Genomic DNA, 19,019 nt, shown 5'->3' with positions numbered 1-19,019 from the left:
GGAGCGTCCGCATGTCGAGCTGTACTCATCCCGCACATCAGCACTGCAGTTTCTGTGATGCAAAAGGCCGCCTGACGGTACAGGTCGATGGCAATGGCGAGGCGGCGCTCGATGCGCCGGCGCCGCCGGATCCGTCGCGGCGCGGCTTGCTGAAGGGTTCGCTGGCGGCCGGTTTCGGCACGCTGAGCGCCGGCTGGGTCGGCTCGGCAATGGCCAAGGATGCGGCCACCGGCGCGATGAAGGCGGTCAATCACTATTACATCGCGGCCAGCGCCGACACGGTGCACTGGGGTTACTTCAGCAAGTCGCTCAAGCCGCAGGTGACGGTCGAGCCGGGTGATTTCGTCACCATCGAAACGCTGACCCACCACGCGGGCGATGATTTCGATCGCATGATCAAGGGTGACCCGGGCGCGGAAAGCGTTTTCTACTGGGACAAGAAGAAGAAGGGGGTCATCCGCCGCGGTGCCGGGCCGATGGACGCCAGCCTGTTCGGGCGCGGCGCCGGTGAAGGTCTCGGTGTACATATATGCACCGGGCCGGTGTTCGTGAAGGGAGCGGAAGAGGGTGACGTGCTCGAGGTGCGCATCGTCGATGTCACGCCGCGGCCGAGTGCCAACCCGAAGTACAAGGGCAAGAGCTTCGGCGTCAACGCCGCGGCCTGGTGGGGCTTCCACTTCAAGGAGCTGATCACCGAGCCGAAGGAACGCGAAGTCATCACGATCTACGAGATCGACGCGAGCAGCGAGAAGAACTGGGCGCAGGCGGTGTACAACTTCCAGTGGACGCCGCAGACCGACCCGTTCGGCGTGGTGCACAAGACCATCGACTACCCGGGCGTGATCGTCGACCACTCGACGATCAAGGAAAACCACGGCGTGCTGAAGAACGTGCGCGTGCCGACCCGGCCGCACTTCGGCGTGACCGGCGTGGCGCCGAAGGAAGCCGACATGGTCGATTCCATCCCGCCCAGCTATACCGGCGGCAACATCGACAACTGGCGCATCGGCAAGGGCGCAACGATGTACTACCCGGTCGCGGTCAAGGGCGCGCTGTTTTCGGTCGGCGATCCGCACGCGGGCCAGGGCGACTCCGAACTGTGCGGCACCGCCATCGAATGTTCGCTGACCGGCACCTTCCAGTTCATCCTGCACAAGAAGGCCGACCTCGCCGGCACCGCACTCGAAAAGCTCGCCTACCCGCTGCTCGAAACACCTGACGAGTGGGTGATACACGGCTTCAGCTTCGCCAATTACCTGGCCGAACTGGGCGACAAGGCGCAGAGCGACATCTACGCCAAATCGTCGGTCGACCTCGCGCTGAAGGATGCCTTCCGCAAGAGCCGCGCTTTCCTGATGGACACGCAGAAGCTCACCGAAGACGAGGCGATTTCGCTGCTGTCAGTTGGCGTCGACTTCGCCGTGACCCAGGTGGTGGATGGCAACTGGGGCGTGCATGCGGTGATCAAGAAGGCGCTGTTCTCCGGCGGCAGCCTGTAGCCGCCCTGCGGGAGCGACCCCTGAGGGAGCGGCGATCCACTGCCGCCCTGCAGGTGGCGAGCAGTGAGGATGTTGTGGGAGCGGCGTCCCCGCCGCGATTCGCACTTCGCTCAGCGGCCATCGCTGCACAGATCGCGGCGGGGACGCCGCTCCCACAGGGACCCCTCCCACAGGGGTGGGCTCCCACAAAGGGTCCCCCTCCCACATGGGGGCCCCGCAGCCACACGCTTTTCGAACACGCGCAGCCCGGCTTCGGCCAGACTGCGCGTTTTTCGTTGTCGGCGGCCTCGTGTTGAACGTCTTCGCGCCCGTGCTGTTCGTGCTGATCTGGTCCACCGGCTTCATCGTCGCGCGAGCGATCGATGGCGTGGCGGATCCCAACCTGTTTCTGCTGGTGCGCTTTCTGGCGTCGGTGCTGCTGTTCGCCGGGCTGGCGCTGGCGCTGCGGGTGACCTGGCCGGCGCGGGCGACGTGGCCGAAGCATGTGCTGGCGGGCGCTCTGCTGCAGGGTGTGTATGTCGGCGGCGGCTACTGGGCGGTGACGCACGGCCTGTCGCCGGCGGTGATGGCGCTGCTCGGCACGCTGCAACCCATGGTGACCGCGCTGATCGCGCAGCGGCTGTTCGACGAGCCGGTCGGCCGCAGCTTCTGGGCCGGGCTTGCAACCGGGGCGGTGGGCGTGCTGCTGGTGCTGTCGCCGCGACTGTCCGCCGTCGACGGCGACGGACTGTCGGCACTGGTGATCGTCGTGGCGCTGCTGTCGGTCACGGCGATCACGGCCGGCACGCTGATCCAGAAAACGTCGCTGGCCGGTGCCGATCTAATCAGCGCTAGCGCAGTGCAGTACATGGGCGGTGCCGCGGTCGTCGGGCTGGCTGCCTGGCTGCTTGGCGGATCGGAGGGGGGCTATCTGTGGCGGCCGGGGGCGGCGCTGTGGGGCGCGCTTGCCTGGTCGGTGTTCGCGCTGTCGGGTGTGGCGACCACGCTGCTGGTGTGGATGGTGCGCCGCGGTTCGGCGGCGAAGGTGACCGTGCTGCTGTTGCTGGCGCCACCGCTGGCCGCCGTGCAGGCGTGGTGGCTGTTCGACGCGCGACTGACTGTGGTGCAGATCGCGGGCTTCGCGCTGGCGCTGGGCGGCGTGCTGCTGTGCCGTCGTCGCTGAAGGTCATGCCCTGCACGCCCGACCCCGGCAGGCATACACGACTATCATGCACGTTGTCTGGTGCCTTCATCCTGAAGCATGGCCACGCTCATTCCTTCATACACCGCCTGCGCATCCCGCATGCAGGCGGGCGAACGACGTTTTGCGCAGCGTCTCGAAGACAAGCTCGAAGACGACTACCTGTGCTGGTACGACATGCCGGTCGGCGCCCGCCGACGCTACTCGGACTTCATCGTCCTGCACCCCCGCCGCGGCCTGTTGCTGCTCGAGGTGAAGGATTGGCGCCTGGCCACCATACAGTCCATCGACCGCGTATCCGTGCAGCTTCTGACCGAGGCCGGCCCGAGGGTGGTGAGCAATCCGCTGGAGCAGGTCAGGCAGTGCGCCTATCAGCTGATCGGCGACCTGGAGCGCGATCCGCAGCTGGTTCAGCACGACGGCCGGCACCGGGGCAAGCTCGTGCTGCCGTGGGGCTATGGCGTGGTGCTCAGCGGCATGACGCGCAAACAGTTCGAAGCCACCGATCTCGCGGATGTGCTGCCGCCCCATCGCGTGATCTGCGCCGACGAAATGCGCGAGGCGAGCGATGCCGAAGCCTTCCAGCAGCAGCTGTGGAACATGTTCGACGTGAGCTTCCCGCAGAGCCTCACGCTGCCGCAGATCGACCGCATACGCTGGCATCTGTTTCCGGAGGTGCGCATCGGTCATCAGCAGGCCGATCTTTTTGCCGCTGCGGACGACGACGCAGCGGACGACAGCGTGTTGCCGGATCTCGTCAAGGTGATGGACATGCAGCAGGAGCTGCTGGCGCGCAGCCTGGGTGAGGGGCACCGCGTCATCCATGGCGTGGCCGGTTCCGGAAAGACGCTCATCCTCGGCTACCGCTGCCTGCATCTGGCCCGCGTGCTTGCCAGACCCATTCTCGTGCTCTGCTACAACATCGCGCTGGCGGCGCGCCTGCGCGATCTCATCGCCACCCGCGGCCTGGCCGACAAGGTGAGCGTGTATCACTTCCACGACTGGTGCAGCGAACAGTTGCGGACCTATCACGTCGAACGCCCCGCGGCCGGTCAGGACTATTTCGATCGTGTCGTGTCCGCCGTGATCGCCGCCGTCGACAAGGGTTTCATTCCGCGCGGTCAGTACGGCGCCGTGATGATCGACGAGGGGCATGACTTCGCGCCCGAATGGTTGCGCCTCGTCGTCGGCATGGTCGATCCGGAAACCAACGCCTTCCTGATGCTGTACGACGATGCGCAGTCCATCTACGGCAAGCGCGGCGGTCTCGACTTCAGTCTGTCCAGCGTGGGCATACAGGCGCGCGGCCGCAGCACGGTGCTCAAGCTCAACTACCGCAACACCGAGGACGTGATCCGCTTCGCCTATGACTTTGCGCGTGCCTACCTGACCGCAGCCGATGCCGACGACGACCACGTGCCGCTGATCGAGCCGCAGTCGAGTGGCCGCCGCGGTCCGCCGCCGGTGCTGCGCATCCTCGAGTCGGAGGGCGATGAAATGGCGCTCATCACGCGCACGCTGAAGAAGATGCATGCGGAACGCGGCCTGGCGTGGGCCGACATGTGCATCGCCTGCCCCGACACGTACATCGGTGACCGCCTTCATCGCTACCTGAGAGCGTCATCGATCCCTGTGCACTGGCTGTCCGACTCGAAGTCGAAGCGTCGTTTCAGCCCGTCCGAGGACACGGTTAAGCTCATGACCATGCACAGCAGCAAGGGGCTGGAATTTCCGTTTGTGGTCGTGTGCGGCGCCCACACCCTGCCGCGGGCGGAAGACGACGCGGACAGGGTGGCTGCCGACGCCAAGCTGCTGTATGTCGCCATGACGCGTTCGACCGAGCGCCTGCTGGTGACGGCCTCCGCCGAACGGGGATTCGCTGCGCGTCTGAAGGCCATGCAGGGCGGTGCGGGTCTGTAGCAACCGCCAGCAGGTTGAGGTCTCCCTCGTCGCGACAGGCGCAATCCGCATGGTCACGGCTTGGTCGTCGGGCGGCGGGCCGGGCAGCGAACCGGAAGGTCAGACGCGTGCCATCACTTCCAGTGTATCGACCAGCCGGCGCGCGTAGCCCAGTTCGCTGCGGTAGCCGGCGCACACCTTGACGATGCGGCCCGACACCTGGGTCAGCGCCGCCTGGAACAGGCACGAGTGCAGGTCGGCCGCGCCGGATCTGCCGGCGACCGGGCCGTCGCAGTAGCGCAGCAGGTCGTCGTAGGCGCCGAAGCTGGCGCACTGGATGAGCGCATTCACTTCTTCCACGCTGGTTTCGCGCCCGGCGGCGAACACCATGCCGAGCAGCACGAGATCGCAGTCCGGCACATGCACCGGCGGTGTTTCGTCCAGCGTGCCCGGCAGGCGGGGCAGCACCTGCTGCAGCTGCGCGGCCACGCTGCCTGCGCACCCACAGGCGATGCCGGCACAGTGCTGCACGTCGTGCATCGGCGTGATGACGGCGTGTTCGATGCCCACTGCGTAGTGCAGCAGGCGTGCCACGGGCGCGATGCCGTGGGTGGCACTGCAAGCGCCGTGCAGCAGGCGATGCGAGCCGTCGATCCGCATGTGGTTCACGCCGAACACCACCATGCCGTCGAACGCGAAGCCGCTAGCCGGCGCGCCGCACAGCACCTTGGTGGCGCCGGCTGCGAGGTGCCGTCGCGGGTCGCCGCCCGAACAATCGAGCACGATGTCGACACCGTGTTTGCCCCAGGCGGGCGTGGCCTCGCCAGCGGCATCGCCGCGCGCCGTCACGCTGACCAGTTCCAGCCCGCCGTTGGCGCAGAAGGCCGGGTGCGTGCAGATTGCCGCCCGCGCGTCGCGCGCAGTGCGCCCGCAGCCGTCGATGGCGATCCGCCTCATGTCGTACCCGCGCCGGACGGGCCCGTAATCGAAATGATGGGATGCCTGACCGACATGAAAACCTCGCGATGACTTTACTCATCGACATAGCGCGCGAACGCCGGTTCCCGGAAGCGGCTGTTCAGCCATCCCGAGACACGGTGAAGCTCATGACCCCGCACGGTCGCAAGGGGCTGAAGTCTCCGCTCTTGCCGTATGCGGCGCAAACGCCCTTCCGCGGATCGAGGACGATCCGGTGCGGGGGGCGGCCGATCGACCGCCGCATCGCGGGCCGGGCCCGTTTCTGGATAGCAGCAGGGGTCAGGCCGCTGCGCGCAACACGATGCGTCCGGCCATGCCGGCGCAGCCGAAGGCTTCGAAGCGGTCGATGCACAGGTCGCGGGCGGCGATGGTGGCGTCCTTGAGAAATTTGCGCGGGTCGAATTCGGACGGGTCGCGGGCCATTGCGCGGCGCATGGCGCCGGTCATCGCGAGGCGGATGTCGGTGTCGATGTTCACCTTGCGCACGCCGTGGCGTATGCCTTCCTGGATCTCTTCGACCGGCACCCCGTAGGTTTGCCTGATGTCGCCGCCGTGTTCGCGGATCACCGCCAGCCAGTCCTGCGGCACGCTGCTCGATCCGTGCATCACCAGGTGGGTGTTAGGCAGGCGGGCGTGGATGGCCTTGATGCGGTCGATGGCGAGGATGTCGCCGGTTGGCTTGCGGGAGAACTTGTAGGCGCCGTGGCTGGTGCCGATGGCGATCGCCAGCGCGTCCACGCCGGTGGCGGCGACGAAGTCGGCGGCCTGTTCCGGGTCGGTCAGCATCTGTTCGTGCGTCAGCACGCCGGCCGCGCCGACGCCGTCTTCCTCGCCGGCGGTACCCGATTCGAGCGAGCCGAGGCAGCCCAGTTCGCCCTCGACCGACACGCCGACGGCGTGCGCGATGTCGACCACGCGGCGCGTCACTTCGATGTTGTAGTCGTAGCTGGCGGGCGTCTTCGCGTCTTCCATCAGCGAGCCGTCCATCATGACGCTGGTGAAGCCGGAGCGGATCGACTGTACGCACACGGCCGGGCTGGCGCCATGGTCCTGGTGCATGACGATGGGAATGTCCGGGTACATTTCGGCGGCCGCCTCCACCATCCGGCGCAGGAAGGGTTCGCCGGCGTATTTGCGGGCGCCGGCCGAGGCCTGCAGGATGACCGGCGCATTCACCTTCTGCGCCGCCTGCATGATGGCCTGGATCTGTTCGAGGTTGTTGATGTTGAACGCCGGTACGCCATAGGCGTTTTCGGCGGCGTGGTCCAGCAGTTGCCGCAGTGAAATCATTGCCATGTGAAACTCCTCCGGGTGGGTCTGTATCCAGTAAATGTGGGTCGTCCGGGCGCCGTTTGCCGTCATTGCGCCGGGACGTGTGCAGGGAGGTGGGCAGGGAGGTGCGCCATCGCCCGCACGGTGTCGACCAGCCGGTGCGCGAAGCCGTGGTCGCCGCGATAGCCGGCGCACACCTTCACGACGCGGCCCGACACCTGGGTCCAGCCCGCTTCGAACACGCTCGACCGCGTGTCGCGCGCCGACAGCGCGGTGGTGAAGGGCGTGTCGGCGTAGCGCAGCAGTGCGGCCCAGTCGCCGAAGGCGGCGGTCTGCATCAGCGCGTTGACCTCTTCGACCGTCGTTGCGCGCTGCGCCACGAACACCATGCCGATCAGCGACGCGTGCGCGCCGGGTATGCGCATCGGCTCGGTTTCGTCGAAGCAGTGGTTCAGTTCGGGTAGCACGCGGTGCAGGTGCGCGGCAGCACCGGTGGCACCGGGCAGCGCGATGGCGCCGTCGTGCGGGCGGCTGTGCACCGCGGTCAGCATGGCGTTGGAAATGCCCAGCGCGTCATGCAGCAGGCGCGCCACCGGCGCGATGGCGTGGGTGGCGCGGCAGGCGCTGTGCACGCTCGCATGCGTGTCGCGCAGCGCGCCGTGGTTGACGCCATAGACCACGGTGGCGTCGGCCGCCGTGCCGGCGGCGGCGCAACTGAGCACCTTGCGCGCGCCCGCCGCCAGATGCACCCTCGCATCGCGCCCGCAACAATCGAGCACGATATCGACGGCGTGCCGTTTCCACGGCAGGCGGCGGGCGTCACGCACACGGCTGGTCGGAACGCCGGCAGCCCCGGCATCCGCACCGTCGTCGTGCCCGTTGATGATCACGAGTTCGAGCCCGGCGGCGCCGCGCAGCGCGTCGAGCACGCTGCGCGCGAGGCCGCCGCCGCCGTCGATGGCGATGCGCGCGCGCACCATCAGCCGTGCAGCGACAGCGCGTCGCGGCCGGCGGCAGGCACCGCGTCGATCAGCGCGCGGGCGCGTTCGTGCAGCGCTTCGGCGGTGAGGCCGAACAGCGCGAACAGTTCGCCCGCCGGCGCCGATTCGCCGAAGCGGTCGAGCCCGACCACGTCGCCGCTGACGCCCGGCTCGCCGACGTACTTCCACCACAGGCCGGTGCTGCCGGCCTCGATCGCCAGGCGGGGCAGGTGGCGCGGAATGACGTCCTGCTTCCAGCGCGCGTCCTGCCGCTCGAACGCTTCGACGCAGGGCATCGACACCACGCGCGCCGGCAGGCCTTCGGCGGCCAGCAGGTCGGCGGCGCGCAGCGCCAGGCCGACTTCGGAACCGGTGGCGATCAGGCACAGCCGTTCGCCGCGCGGCCGGCGCAGCACATAGCCGCCGCGGGCGATGTCGTCGACGCGCGCCGTGCCGTCGCCGGCGTGCGGCAGCGCCTGGCGGGTCAGCAGCAGGCAGGAGGGGCCGGGTCGCGGGGTGGCGCCGCGGCGCAGCGCTTCGCGCCATGCCACCGCCGTTTCGGTGGCGTCGCACGGGCGCCACACGTCGACGTCCGGAATCAGCCGCAGGCTGGACGCGTGTTCCACCGGCTGGTGCGTCGGGCCGTCTTCGCCCAGCCCGATCGAGTCGTGCGTGAACACGTACACCACCGGCAGGTGCATCAGCGCCGACATGCGGATGGCGTTGCGCGAATAGTCGGAAAAGGTGAGGAAGGTGCCGCCGTAGGGCCGGTAGCCACCGTGCAGCGCGACGCCGTTCATCAGCGCCGACATGCCGAATTCGCGCACGCCGTAATGCACGTGGTTGCCCGTGCCTTCGCCCTTGAGCGGCCGGTGGCCCTTCCAGTCGGTGAGGTTGGAACCGGTCAGGTCGGCCGAGCCGCCGAGCAGTTCCGGCATCGCCGGTGCCACGATGTGCAGCACGTCCTGCGAGGCCTTGCGCGTGGCCACCGTTGCGGCGCGCAGTTCGGCCGCGTCGCAGGCGGCTTCGAGCGCGCGCAACGCCTCCGACGACGGCGGCGCGTCGCGGCGCAGCCGCCGCTGCAGTTCGGCCGCCAGTTCCGGGAAGGCCCCGGCGTAGTGCTCGAAGCGTTGTTGCCAGTCGCGGTGGGCGAGCGCGCCGCGGGCGCGCGCCGACCAGGCGGACTGCAGCGCGGCGGGTATTTCGAACGGCGGTGCCGTCCAGCCCAGCGCCTCGCGGGTGAGCGCGATTTCTGCGTCGCCCAGCGCCTCGCCGTGCGCCTTGGCGCTGCCGGCGCGGTTCGGCGAGCCGTAACCGATACTCGTTTTGCAGCACACCAGCACCGGGCGTTCGCTGCGCAGCGCCGCTTCGATCGCCGCGTCCAGCGCCGCCGCGTCGTGGCCGTCGACATTGCGCACCACTGTCCAGCCGTAGGCTTCGAAGCGGGCCGGCGTGTCGTCGGTGAACCAGCCGGCGACGTCGCCGTCGATCGAAATGCCGTTGTCGTCGTAGAAGGCGACCAGCTTGTTCAGCTTCCAGGTGCCGGCGAGCGAACACACTTCGTGGCTGATGCCTTCCATCAGGCAGCCGTCGCCGAGGAATACCCAGGTGCGGTGATCGACCACGGGGTGGCCGGGGCGGTTGAATTCCGCGGCGAGCAGCTTTTCCGCCAGCGCCATGCCGACCGCGTTGGCCAGGCCCTGGCCGAGCGGACCGGTGGTCGTTTCCACGCCCGGCGTGATGTCGACCTCGGGGTGGCCGGGCGTGCGCGAATGCAGTTGGCGGAAGCGCCGCAGCTCGTCCATCGGCAGGTCGTAGCCGCAGAGGTGAAGCAGCGCGTACAGCAGCATCGAGCCGTGGCCGTTGGACAACACGAAGCGGTCGCGGTCGGGCCAGTGCGGGTCGGCCGGGTCATGCTTCAGGTGGTGGCGCCACAGCGCCTCGGCGATGTCGGCCATGCCCATCGGCATGCCGGGGTGGCCGGAATTGGCGGCCTGCACCGCGTCCATCGCGAGTACGCGCAGTGCATTGGCGCATTGCCTGCGCAGGATCCGGTTTGCGTCGTTCATGGCGGTCATCCCTTCAGGCGGCCAGTTGCTGCCGACGGCGTTCCAGCAGGCGCAGGATCATCGGCGTGAAGATGAGCTGCATAGCCAGTTCCATCTTTCCGCCCGGCACCACCAGCGTGTTGGCGCGCGACATGAACGAGTCGTGCAGCATGCTGAGCAGGTAGGGAAAGTCGAAGCCACGCGGATTCGAAAAGCGGATCACCACCAGGCTTTCGTCGGCAGTCGGAATGGTGCGGGCGATGAACGGGTCGCTGGTGTCCACCACCGGCACGCGCTGGAAGTTGATGTGCGTGCGCGTGAATTGCGGGCAGATGTAATGCACGTAGTCGTGCATGCGCCGCAGGATGACGTCGGTCACGGCTTCGGTGGAATAGCCGCGGGTGCTGCGGTCCCGGTGGATCTTCTGGATCCACTCGAGGTTGATGACAGGCACCACGCCGATCAGCAGATCGGCGTACCGGGATACATCAACATGTTCTGTCTTCACGCCGCCGTGCAGGCCTTCGTAGAACAGCAGGTCGCTCGCCGGCAGCGGCTCCCATGGCGTGAAGGTGCCGGCCGGCTGTTTGTACGGCGCGGCTTCGTCGTCGTTGTGCAGGTACTTGCGGCTGCGTCCGCCGCCGCTTTCCGAGTAGTCGCGGAACAACTGTTCCAGTTCGGCAAACAGGTTGGCCTCTTCGCCGAAGTGGCTGAAGTGCGGGCTGAACTGCGCACTGCCGCCGGCTTCCGCATCGGCCATCATGCGCTTCATTTCGGTGCGGTCGTAGCGGTGATAGCTGTCGCCTTCGATGAGGGCGGCGGCCACGTTCTCGCGGCGGAAAATGTTCTCGAAGGTGCGCGTGACCGACGTGGTGCCGGCGCCGGACGAGCCGGTGATGGCAACGATGGGGTGTTTCACTGACATGAAAGCAATCCTTTTGATCGTGATTCGGCTCTTCAATCCCTCTCCCGCATCAGCGGGAGAGGGTGGCGCAACGCCGTGCCCTCACCCCCGGCCCCTCTCCCGCTGATGCGGGAGAGGGGAGAAGGGCGTCGATCGCGACGTTTTTCGCAGGAGCGGGCCCTGCCCGCGATGGCGGCCTCGAATGACCGCCGGCGCGTGGATGGAGGCCGCATCGCGGGCAGGGCCCGCTCCTGCAGGGGCCAGGAAGTAAGCGGTGTCTTGGGTGATGCGCATGTGCTTCTCCGTGGTTCGGTTCTTCAATCCCTCTCCCGCATCAGCGGGAGAGGGTGGCGCAACGCCGTGCCCTCACCCCCGGCCCCTCTCCCGCTGATGCGGGAGAGGGGAGAAAAGCGGGGTCAGACGGCGTCGGCGAACAGGCCGCGTTTGCCGAACAGCGGTGACTGGAAGGTGTCGGCCGGCGGTTCGCGGTGGTAGGCCTCGATGCGCGAGACTTCTTCGCTGGAGCCGAACACGAAGCCGATGCGCTGGTGCAGCGACTCGGGCTGCACGTCCATCAGCCGGCTGCGTCCGGTGCTGGCCATGCCGCCCGCCTGTTCGATCAGGAAGGCGATCGGACTGGCTTCGTAGAGCAGGCGCAGGCGGCCGGGCTTGGCCGGATCCTTGTTGTCCTTCGGGTAGAGGAACACGCCGCCGCGCATCAGGATGCGGTGCGTTTCGGCTACCAGAGAGGCGATCCAGCGCATGTTGAAGTCGGCGCCGCGCGGGCCGGTGCGCCCGGCCAGACACTCGTCGACGTAGCGGCGCACCGCCGGCTCCCAGAAGCGGCTGTTCGACGCATTGATCGCGAATTCGCGCGTCGCGGCCGGTACCTTCAGGTCGGGGTGGCTGAGCACCCATTCGCCGAGCATCGGGTCCAGCGTGAAGGCGTGCGTGCCGCGGCCCAGCGTCAGCACCAGCATGGTAGACGGGCCGTAGATGGCGTAGCCGGCGCACACCTGTTCGCGCCCTGCCTGCAGGAAGTCGGCCGTCTTCGCGTCCTCACCCGGCGTGCGCGCGCGGGTGATCGAAAAGATGCTGCCGACCGACACGTTCACGTCGATGTTGGACGAGCCGTCGAGCGGGTCGAAGGCGAGCAGGTATTTGCCGCGCGGGTACTGCGCCGGCAGCAGCGCGATGTCGTCCAGTTCTTCCGACGCCATGGCGGCGACGTGGCCGCCCCATTCGTTGGCGCGCAGGAAGATCTGGTTGCTGAGCAGGTCCAGCGTCTTCTGTTCCTCTCCCTGCACATTGCCGCTGCCAGCCGAGCCAAGTACCCCGGCCAGGCCGCCGAAAGCCACCTTGCGCGAAATCGCCTTGCAGGCGAGCGCGACGTCCGTGATCAGCGCATTGAGGTCGCCGGTCGCCTCGGGGTGACGGCGGCGTTCTTCGATCAGGTACTGGACCAGCGTGGTGCGTCCGCCTGTGGGCATGAGTCTCTCCTCCCTTGATGTGAATGCCTGGATGCGTGCGCCGTCTGTGAGGCGCTGCGCGGGTGTGCCGCGTGTGTGTTGGGCGCTATTCGGTCTCTTCCTTGAAGCGCGCGCTCATTTCCGCGAGCAGTTGCGACGGCGAGCCGACCGGCCAGGCGTCGACGCCGGGTGCGCTGGCGTGCGCTCCCCCCGCTGTCCCGTATCCCCAGCCCACCAGCGCGACCGGGCAGCCGGCGGCCTGCGCAGCAAGCAGGTCGGCTGAACTGTCGCCGACCATCAGCAGTTGCGCCGGATTCACTGCGAGCCGGGTAGCGGCGGCCTCAAGCAGCGCGGGCGAGGGTTTGAGCAGTTCGCTGCGGTCGCCGCCGTAGACCGACGACATGAAGGGCAGCAGGCCGGCGGCGCCGAGTACCGCACGCGCCAGCGGCGTCGGCTTGTTGGTCACCACCACCAGCGGGCAGATGGCGTACAGGCCTTCGACCATTTCTTCGATACCGTCATAGACCATGCCGTGATCGAGCGGCGCCTCCAGCGTGGCGTGGTCGAAATCGGCGCGCAGCCGGGCGTGCAGCGTGCCGTCGCTGTGCGCGAGGCCGAGATGGTCGAGTGCGCGCGAGATCAGCCGATCCGGCCCGCCGCCGATCCAGCCACGCACGGTGACGAGATCGACAGCGGGCAGGCCGGCCTGCGACAGACCGAAGTTCAGCGCGTGCCAGATGTCGGCGGCACTGTCGACCAGGGTGCCGTCGAGATCGAAGGCGATGGCGTGGATGCGGCTTGGTTTGTGGCACAGGTCAAGCATGGATGGCCTCGGCGGTAAGTGCCTGCGCGCGGCCCACGAGGGCGCGTTCGCGCAGCGTGCGAATGGAATCGGCGTAGCGGCCGCCGGTGAACACGGCCGAGCCGGCGACCAGGGTGTCGGCGCCGGCCGCGCCCACCTGCGCCGCGTTATCGGCATTGACGCCGCCGTCGACTTCGAGCCAGATGTTGCGGCCGCTGGCGTCGATGCGCCGGCGCGCCGCCTCGATCTTCGGCAGCACCGACTCGATGAAGCGCTGGCCGCCGAAGCCGGGGTTCACCGACATCAACAGCACCAGATCGAGCTGGTCGAGCACGTGGTCGAGCACGTTGAGCGGCGTCGCCGGGTTCAGCACCAGGCCGGCTTTCACGCCGTGGCTGCGGATCAGCTGGAGGGTGCGGTCGACGTGTTCGCTCGCTTCCGGGTGGAAGGAAATGATGGCCGCGCCGGCGTTGGCGAACAGCGGGATCAGCGCATCGACCGGCTTGACCATCAGATGCACGTCGATCGGCACCGTGGCCCAGGGCTTGATCGCCTGGCACACCAGCGGGCCGACGGTCAGGTTGGGCACGTAGTGGTTATCCATCACGTCGAAATGGATCAGATCGGCGCCAGCGTCGATGACGGCCGCCACTTCGGCGCCGAGGCGGGCGAAGTCGGCCGACAGCAGGCTGGGGGCGATGCGCAGGGGTCTGTTCATCGCAGTGCGGCATCCGCCGGATGCGCCTCGCCGCCGGCCAGCCGGCACAGTTCGTCGAAGCCGAGCCATGCGAGGTGGCGCAGGCGGGTGCCCGGTTCGTCCGGCAGCGGCGAGGCGGCATCGCCCAATTGCGGCAGCACCAGATCGGCGTCGGAAAAATCGCTGTCTTCGGTCCAGAAGGTTGGCGTGATCACCGTCCAAAGGCCGGCGGCGCGCGCAGCGCGCAGGCCATTGAGCGAATCTTCGAAGGCGATGGCTTGATCGGCGCGCACGCCGAGGTGCTCGAGCGCGAGCAGGTAGATGTCGGGCGCCGGCTTCTTCGCGGCCACCTGGTCGCCGCAGGCGATGACGGCGAAGCGTTCGAGCGCGCGCGCGCCCAGCGTGGCATGCAGCAGCGCATCCACGTTGATCGCCGTGGTGGTGCTGGCGATGGCCAGCCGGCAGCCGGCGTGGCCCGCCTCGTCGAGCAGGCGGGCCACGCCCGGGCGCAGCGGCACAGCGCCGTCGCGCACCACGGCGCTGTAGAAGCGGGTCTTCGCCGCGTGGATCTGCGGCAGCCGGTCGAGCAGCCCGGCGCGTTCGGCGTCCGTCAGGTCAAGCGCGCCGATGTGGCGGGCGATGCGTTCCTTGCCGCCAGTGGTCGTCAGCAGGCGGCGGTAGTCGGCGCGCGACCAATTCCAGCCCAGCCCTTGCTGTTCGAAGGCGAGGTTGAAGGCGGTGCGGTGAGCCTCTTCGGTGTCGGCGAGTGTGCCGTCGACGTCGAAGATCAGTGCGTCAGGGCGGATTGCGGGCACGTCGGTCTTCCTTTCAATCGCTTGCGAACACGCGGCTGGCCAGCACGTCTTCGGCATACAAGGTGCACAGCGCGTCGCGCGTCGGCGCGGTGTCGGTGGCGAACAGCCGGGTGGCGTGGCGCAGCCGGATACGGTCGAGCGCGTTGCGCACCGAGCGTGCGTTGGCGAAGTGCGGCTGCTGGCGGCGCAGGCCGAGATAGCGCTCGAACGCCGCTTCGGCGGTGTCGTCGAAGCGGTAGTTCAGGTTGCGCAGCATCAGCTGGGCGATGTGCATCAATTCGTCCTGGTCGTAGTCCGGGAAGTCGATGTGGTGCGCGATGCGCGACGCCATGCCGGGATTGCTGGAAAAGAAGGTGTCCATGCGGTCGCGGTAGCCGGCGAGGATCACCACCAGATCGTCCCGGTGGTTCTCCATCGCCTGCAGCAGGATTTCGATCGCTTCCTGACCGTAGTCGCGTTCGTTCTCCGGCCGGTACAGGTAGTAGGCCTCGTCGATGAACAACACGCCGCCCATTGCCTTCTTGATGATTTCCTTCGTCTTGGGCGCGGTGTGGCCGATGAACTGGCCGACCAGATCGTCTCGCGTCACCGCCACCATGTGACCCTTGCGCACATAGCCGAGCTGCTTCAGCACCTCGGCCATGCGCAGCGCTACCGTGGTCTTGCCGGTGCCCGGGTTGCCGGTGAAGCACATGTGCAGCGATGGCGGCGTCGACTGCAGGCCCTGTTCGGCGCGCAGCCGGTCGATCAGCAGCAGCGCCGCGATGTCGCGGATGCGGCCCTTGACCGGCGCCAGCCCGATCAGCTCGTCGTCAAGCTGGTCGAGCAGCGCCTGCACGCCGGACGATGCGAACATCGAGCGCGGTGATGCGATTCCGGTCGTCGGTACGGTGGCGGCGTCCATGAGGCAAACCTCCTTCAGTAACGCGCGCCTTCCGGACGCGCCTGCACGGCATAGCTTTCGATGCTGTAGCGCACGGTGCGGCCCGGCTCTTCGGTACGGATCAGGCGGAAGCCGGGTTCGGCATCGGGCCGGTTCACGATGAACGACAGCACGACGGATTCGGTGCCGTGCGTCGAGTCGAATGCGGTCACCCGGATGTAGTACTGCGGAAAGGTAGCGCGGCAGGCGTTCACCTCGATCAGGATGGCGGTCGCGTCGCGGATGTCGAACATCGGGTTGCCGTACATGTCCCAGAAGGTGTTGCGCGGGTGCGGGTCATCGGTGTACTCGATGCCGACCGCCCAGCCCTGGTCGAGGCAGTAGTCGATCTGCGCCGCGATCTGGGAATCGGTGAGGTCCGGCAGGTAAGAAAAGGTGCCCTGGGTGATGCGCATGGTGGTTCTCCTGGATAGGGTTTCTTCAATCCCTCGCCCGCATCAGCGGGAGAGGGTGGCGCGTAGCGCCGGGTGAGGGCTGCGGCGCTTGTTCCCTCACCCCCGGCCCCTCTCCCGCTGATGCGGGAGAGGGGAGAAGGGCGTCGCTCCTGCAGGCGGCGTCACGCCACCGACGGCGTCGGCGCGAAGTCCGAGGTGTCGGTCGAGGCGTAGTTGAAGGTGATGTCGCCCCAGGTATCGAGGGCGGCGGCCAGCGGCGAACACCATTTCGCGGCGTCGCGCAGGATCTGCGGGCCCTCTTCCTTGATGTTCCTGCCTTCGTTGCGCGCCAGCACCATGGCTTCGAGTGCGACGCGGTTGGCGGTGGCACCGGCCTGGATGCCCTGCGGGTGGCCGATGGTGCCACCGCCGAACTGCAGCACGACGTCGTCGCCGAACAGGTCGATCAGCTGGTGCATCTGGCCGGCGTGGATGCCGCCGGACGCGACCGGCATCACCTTCTTCAGCGCGCCCCAGTCCTGATCGAAGTAGATGCCGCGCTGCAGGTCGACTTCGGTGTGCGTGTCGCGGCACACGTTGTAATAGCCCTGCACCGTCATCGGGTCGCCTTCGAGCTTGCCCACCGCGGTGCCGGCGTGGATATGGTCGACCCCGGCCATGCGCATCCACTTGGCGATGACGCGGAAGCTCACGCCGTGGTTCTTCTGCCGCGTGTAGGTGCCGTGGCCGGCGCGGTGCAGGTGCAGGATCATGTCGTTCTGGCGGCACCAGTGCGACAGCGACTGGATCGCGGTGTAGCCCACCACCAGGTCGACCATGATGATGACCGAGCCCAGATCCTTGGCGAAATCGGCGCGCCGGTACATTTCCTCCATCGTGCCGGCGGTGACATTGAGGTAGCTGCCCTTGACCTCGCCGGTCGCGGCGCTGGCCTTGTTCACCGCGTCCATGACGAAAAGGAAGCGGTCGCGCCAGTGCATGAAGGGCTGCGAGTTGATGTTCTCGTCGTCCTTCATGAAATCCAGTCCGCCCTTCAGACCTTCGTACACCACGCGGCCGTAGTTGCGGCCACTGAGGCCAAGCTTGGGCTTGGTGGTCGCACCCAGCAGCGGGCGGCCGAATTTGTCCAGCCGCTCGCGCTCCACGATGATGCCGGTCGGCGGGCCGGCGAAGGTTTTCACATAGGCGACCGGAAACTTCATGTCTTCAAGCCGCGCCGCCTTCAGCGGCTTGAACGAGAACACGTTGCCGATGATCGACGCGGCCACGTTGGTGATCGAGCCTTCCTCGAACAGCGACAGGTCGTAAGCGACGTAGGCGAAGAACTGGCCCGGCGTGTTGGGCACCGGATCGACGCGATAGGCCTTGGCGCGATACATGTCGCAGGCGGTCAGGCGGTCGGTCCACACCACGGTCCAGGTCGCGGTGCTCGATTCGCCCGCCACCGCGGCGGCGGCTTCGATCGGATCGACGCCATCCTGCGGCGTGATGCGGAACAGCGCGAGGATGTCGGTCGGCTTCGGCTCGTAGTCGCTGTCCCAGTAGCCCATCTGCGCGTATTTCAGGACGCCGGCCGAGTAGCGTTTCTTCGCGTCGGTGATCTGCGTCGGGGTGTTCATGTCGCCCATGTCTTCCTCCTGTGAATGCGGTCGTTCGCCGGTGGGAGCCCGGCTTTGAGCCCAATCTAGGGAAGCGCCATGGATAAGAAAAGTTTGTTTTTTTCCCAGTTCGATTAAGTTAAGCTTATGTCCGGACCTTGCCCGGTCGTGGATGCTGCGCTGCCGCATCGGTTGCATCCACTGCAAGCGCCGCTTGCGGTGCGGGACCGGCGCTGCAATGCGCGTTGTCGTGCCGAGGTGCTGCGGCGGCGCGGCACTGCATACATCAGTTATTGTTTATCAATGGTTTGGCACTCATGAACCGCGTTTTCGGGGTCTCGTGACCAGGCTGGCGCGCAACTTGTAATGGACCGGATGTCCCTTTCCGGCCCGCAGGAGATTGCTCATGCTCAAGAACGCCACGCTACGCCAGCTCTCTGCGCTGCACGCGGTCGCCCGTCTGGGCAGCGTGTCGCGCGCAGCCAGCGAAATCCACCTGACCCAGCCGGCGGTGTCGATACAGCTCAAGCTGCTGGAAGAGTCGGCCGGTACGCCGCTGCTGGAGCGCGATGGTCGTGGCATCCGCCTGACCGGTGCTGGCGAGTTGATGGCCGACTACGCGGCGCGCATTCTCGACCTGTGGCGCGAGGTGGGCGACGAAATGGCCGCCTATCGGGGCGTGGTGTCGCGCCGGCTGCGCATCGGCGTGGTCACCACCGCCGAGTACCTGGTGCCGCGCATGCTGGTGGTGTTCGCACGCGAACAGCCGAATGTCGAGGTAAAGCTCAAGGTGGGCAACCGCGACGAGATCGTGCGCCTGCTGACCACGCAGGAGGTCGAGCTGGTCATCATGGGTCGGCCGCCGAAGGACCTGAAGACGGTGGCCACGCCGTTCGCCCGCCACACCATGGCTTTCGTTGCCGCGCCCACCCACCCGTTGATGGCGCGCAAGCGGCTCGCGTTACGCGACCTGGCGAAGGAGGACCTGCTGGTGCGCGAACGCGGCTCCGGCACGCGAACCACGCTGGAGCAGCTGTTTCGCGAGGCCGACCTGAACCTGCGCATCGGTTCCGAGCTATCCAGCAACGAGGCGATCAAACAGATGTGCGCCGCCGGTTTCGGCCTTGCGTTCATGTCGCAACACATCTGTCGTCACGAGCTTGAATCGGGCGAACTGACACTGCTGCCGGTGGCCGACAACCCGATCGAGCGCGAGTGGTACGTGATCCGGCTGGCGTCGCGCCAGCTCACCGGTATCGGCGAGGAATTCGAACGCTTCCTGATCGATCACGGCCAGCAACACATCCAGGACCAGTTGTTGCGGCCGCCGCAAACGACCCTGTCGATGAAGGTGTGCGCGGCGGGGAACGGGGTGACGACGTAGCGGGTGCGGGGGTGGCGTTGGGCATCGCTGCGCTCACCCCAACCTACGTCGGCGCAACGCGCGCACCCCGCCAATCCCCGGCATGGCCCGTCACCCGCGCCCCGCCCCCACTCTCCCACTCTCCCACTCCCCCGTAGGTTGGGGTGAGCGCAGCGA

16 protein-coding genes are annotated in these 19,019 nt (G+C 67.5%); 4 read left to right on the top strand and 12 right to left on the bottom strand.

The window, feature by feature from the left end; genetic code table 11:
- Positions 1–11 precede the first annotated feature (11 nt).
- The 3 genes from Q8R75_RS04770 to Q8R75_RS04760 all read left to right on the top strand — a co-directional run bounded on the left by Q8R75_RS04770 (position 12) and on the right by Q8R75_RS04760 (position 4,599).
- Entirely contained in the window at positions 12–1,499 is a 1,488-nt protein-coding gene (locus Q8R75_RS04770; RefSeq protein ID WP_305614053.1) for an acetamidase/formamidase family protein, read from the top strand.
- Between the two features lie 289 nt (positions 1,500–1,788).
- Positions 1,789–2,661 (top strand): DMT family transporter, encoded by an 873-nt coding sequence (locus Q8R75_RS04765; RefSeq protein WP_305614052.1) that lies wholly within the window; start codon positions 1,789–1,791, stop codon positions 2,659–2,661.
- A gap of 78 nt (positions 2,662–2,739) precedes the next feature.
- A complete protein-coding gene (locus Q8R75_RS04760; protein ID WP_305614051.1) occupies positions 2,740–4,599 on the top strand; it encodes a nuclease-related domain-containing DEAD/DEAH box helicase in 1,860 nt (619 codons plus the stop codon).
- A 99-nt stretch (positions 4,600–4,698) separates the two neighbouring features.
- Here Q8R75_RS04760 and Q8R75_RS04755 read toward each other — a convergent pair whose 3' ends face one another.
- The 12 genes from Q8R75_RS04755 to Q8R75_RS04700 all read right to left on the bottom strand — a co-directional run bounded on the left by Q8R75_RS04755 (position 4,699) and on the right by Q8R75_RS04700 (position 17,509).
- Positions 4,699–5,535, bottom strand: a complete 837-nt coding sequence (locus Q8R75_RS04755) for an aldehyde dehydrogenase (protein WP_305614050.1) — start codon at positions 5,533–5,535, stop codon at positions 4,699–4,701.
- Positions 5,536–5,835: 300 nt separating this feature from the next.
- Positions 5,836–6,852 carry a class II fructose-bisphosphate aldolase gene (fba, locus tag Q8R75_RS04750; protein ID WP_305614049.1) on the bottom strand — a complete coding sequence of 339 codons (1,017 nt, stop codon included), beginning with the start codon at positions 6,850–6,852 and terminating at the stop codon, positions 5,836–5,838.
- A 62-nt stretch (positions 6,853–6,914) separates the two neighbouring features.
- Positions 6,915–7,808 carry an aldehyde dehydrogenase gene (locus Q8R75_RS04745; protein ID WP_305614048.1) on the bottom strand — a complete coding sequence of 298 codons (894 nt, stop codon included), beginning with the start codon at positions 7,806–7,808 and terminating at the stop codon, positions 6,915–6,917.
- Positions 7,808–9,877 carry a transketolase gene (gene tkt, locus Q8R75_RS04740; RefSeq protein WP_305614047.1) on the bottom strand — a complete coding sequence of 690 codons (2,070 nt, stop codon included), beginning with the start codon at positions 9,875–9,877 and terminating at the stop codon, positions 7,808–7,810. Before tkt ends, Q8R75_RS04745 begins: the two co-directional genes overlap by 1 nt.
- 13 nt (positions 9,878–9,890) lie before the next feature.
- Complete coding sequence (locus Q8R75_RS04735) at positions 9,891–10,781, bottom strand: phosphoribulokinase (protein WP_305614046.1); 891 nt, start codon at positions 10,779–10,781, stop codon at positions 9,891–9,893.
- 395 nt (positions 10,782–11,176) lie between these two features.
- Entirely contained in the window at positions 11,177–12,250 is a 1,074-nt protein-coding gene (locus Q8R75_RS04730; protein WP_305614045.1) for a class 1 fructose-bisphosphatase, read from the bottom strand.
- Positions 12,251–12,335: 85 nt separating this feature from the next.
- A complete protein-coding gene (locus Q8R75_RS04725) occupies positions 12,336–13,052 on the bottom strand; it encodes an HAD-IA family hydrolase (protein WP_305614044.1) in 717 nt (238 codons plus the stop codon).
- Positions 13,045–13,749, bottom strand: coding sequence for a ribulose-phosphate 3-epimerase (gene rpe, locus Q8R75_RS04720; RefSeq protein ID WP_305614043.1), 705 nt, complete (start codon positions 13,747–13,749; stop codon positions 13,045–13,047). Before rpe ends, Q8R75_RS04725 begins: the two co-directional genes overlap by 8 nt.
- Positions 13,746–14,543 carry an HAD-IA family hydrolase gene (locus Q8R75_RS04715; RefSeq protein WP_305614042.1) on the bottom strand — a complete coding sequence of 266 codons (798 nt, stop codon included), beginning with the start codon at positions 14,541–14,543 and terminating at the stop codon, positions 13,746–13,748. Before Q8R75_RS04715 ends, rpe begins: the two co-directional genes overlap by 4 nt.
- A gap of 13 nt (positions 14,544–14,556) precedes the next feature.
- Positions 14,557–15,447: a CbbX protein gene (gene cbbX / locus Q8R75_RS04710; protein ID WP_305614041.1), complete on the bottom strand. Its 891-nt coding sequence runs from the start codon at positions 15,445–15,447 to the stop codon at positions 14,557–14,559.
- Positions 15,448–15,461: 14 nt separating this feature from the next.
- A complete protein-coding gene (locus Q8R75_RS04705) occupies positions 15,462–15,881 on the bottom strand; it encodes a ribulose bisphosphate carboxylase small subunit (RefSeq protein ID WP_305614040.1) in 420 nt (139 codons plus the stop codon).
- 161 nt (positions 15,882–16,042) lie between these two features.
- Positions 16,043–17,509, bottom strand: coding sequence for a form I ribulose bisphosphate carboxylase large subunit (locus Q8R75_RS04700; RefSeq protein ID WP_305614039.1), 1,467 nt, complete (start codon positions 17,507–17,509; stop codon positions 16,043–16,045).
- 376 nt (positions 17,510–17,885) lie between these two features.
- On the opposite strand from Q8R75_RS04700, the gene Q8R75_RS04695 reads away from it, so the two are divergent.
- Positions 17,886–18,863, top strand: a complete 978-nt coding sequence (locus Q8R75_RS04695) for a LysR family transcriptional regulator (protein WP_305626271.1) — start codon at positions 17,886–17,888, stop codon at positions 18,861–18,863.
- Positions 18,864–19,019 lie beyond the last annotated feature (156 nt).

The sequence above is a fragment of the Methyloversatilis sp. genome (assembly GCF_030696805.1).
Taxonomy (GTDB): domain Bacteria; phylum Pseudomonadota; class Gammaproteobacteria; order Burkholderiales; family Rhodocyclaceae; genus Methyloversatilis.
Note: the sequence above shows the minus strand (reverse complement) of the source record. Positions and strands in the feature narration are given on the sequence as shown.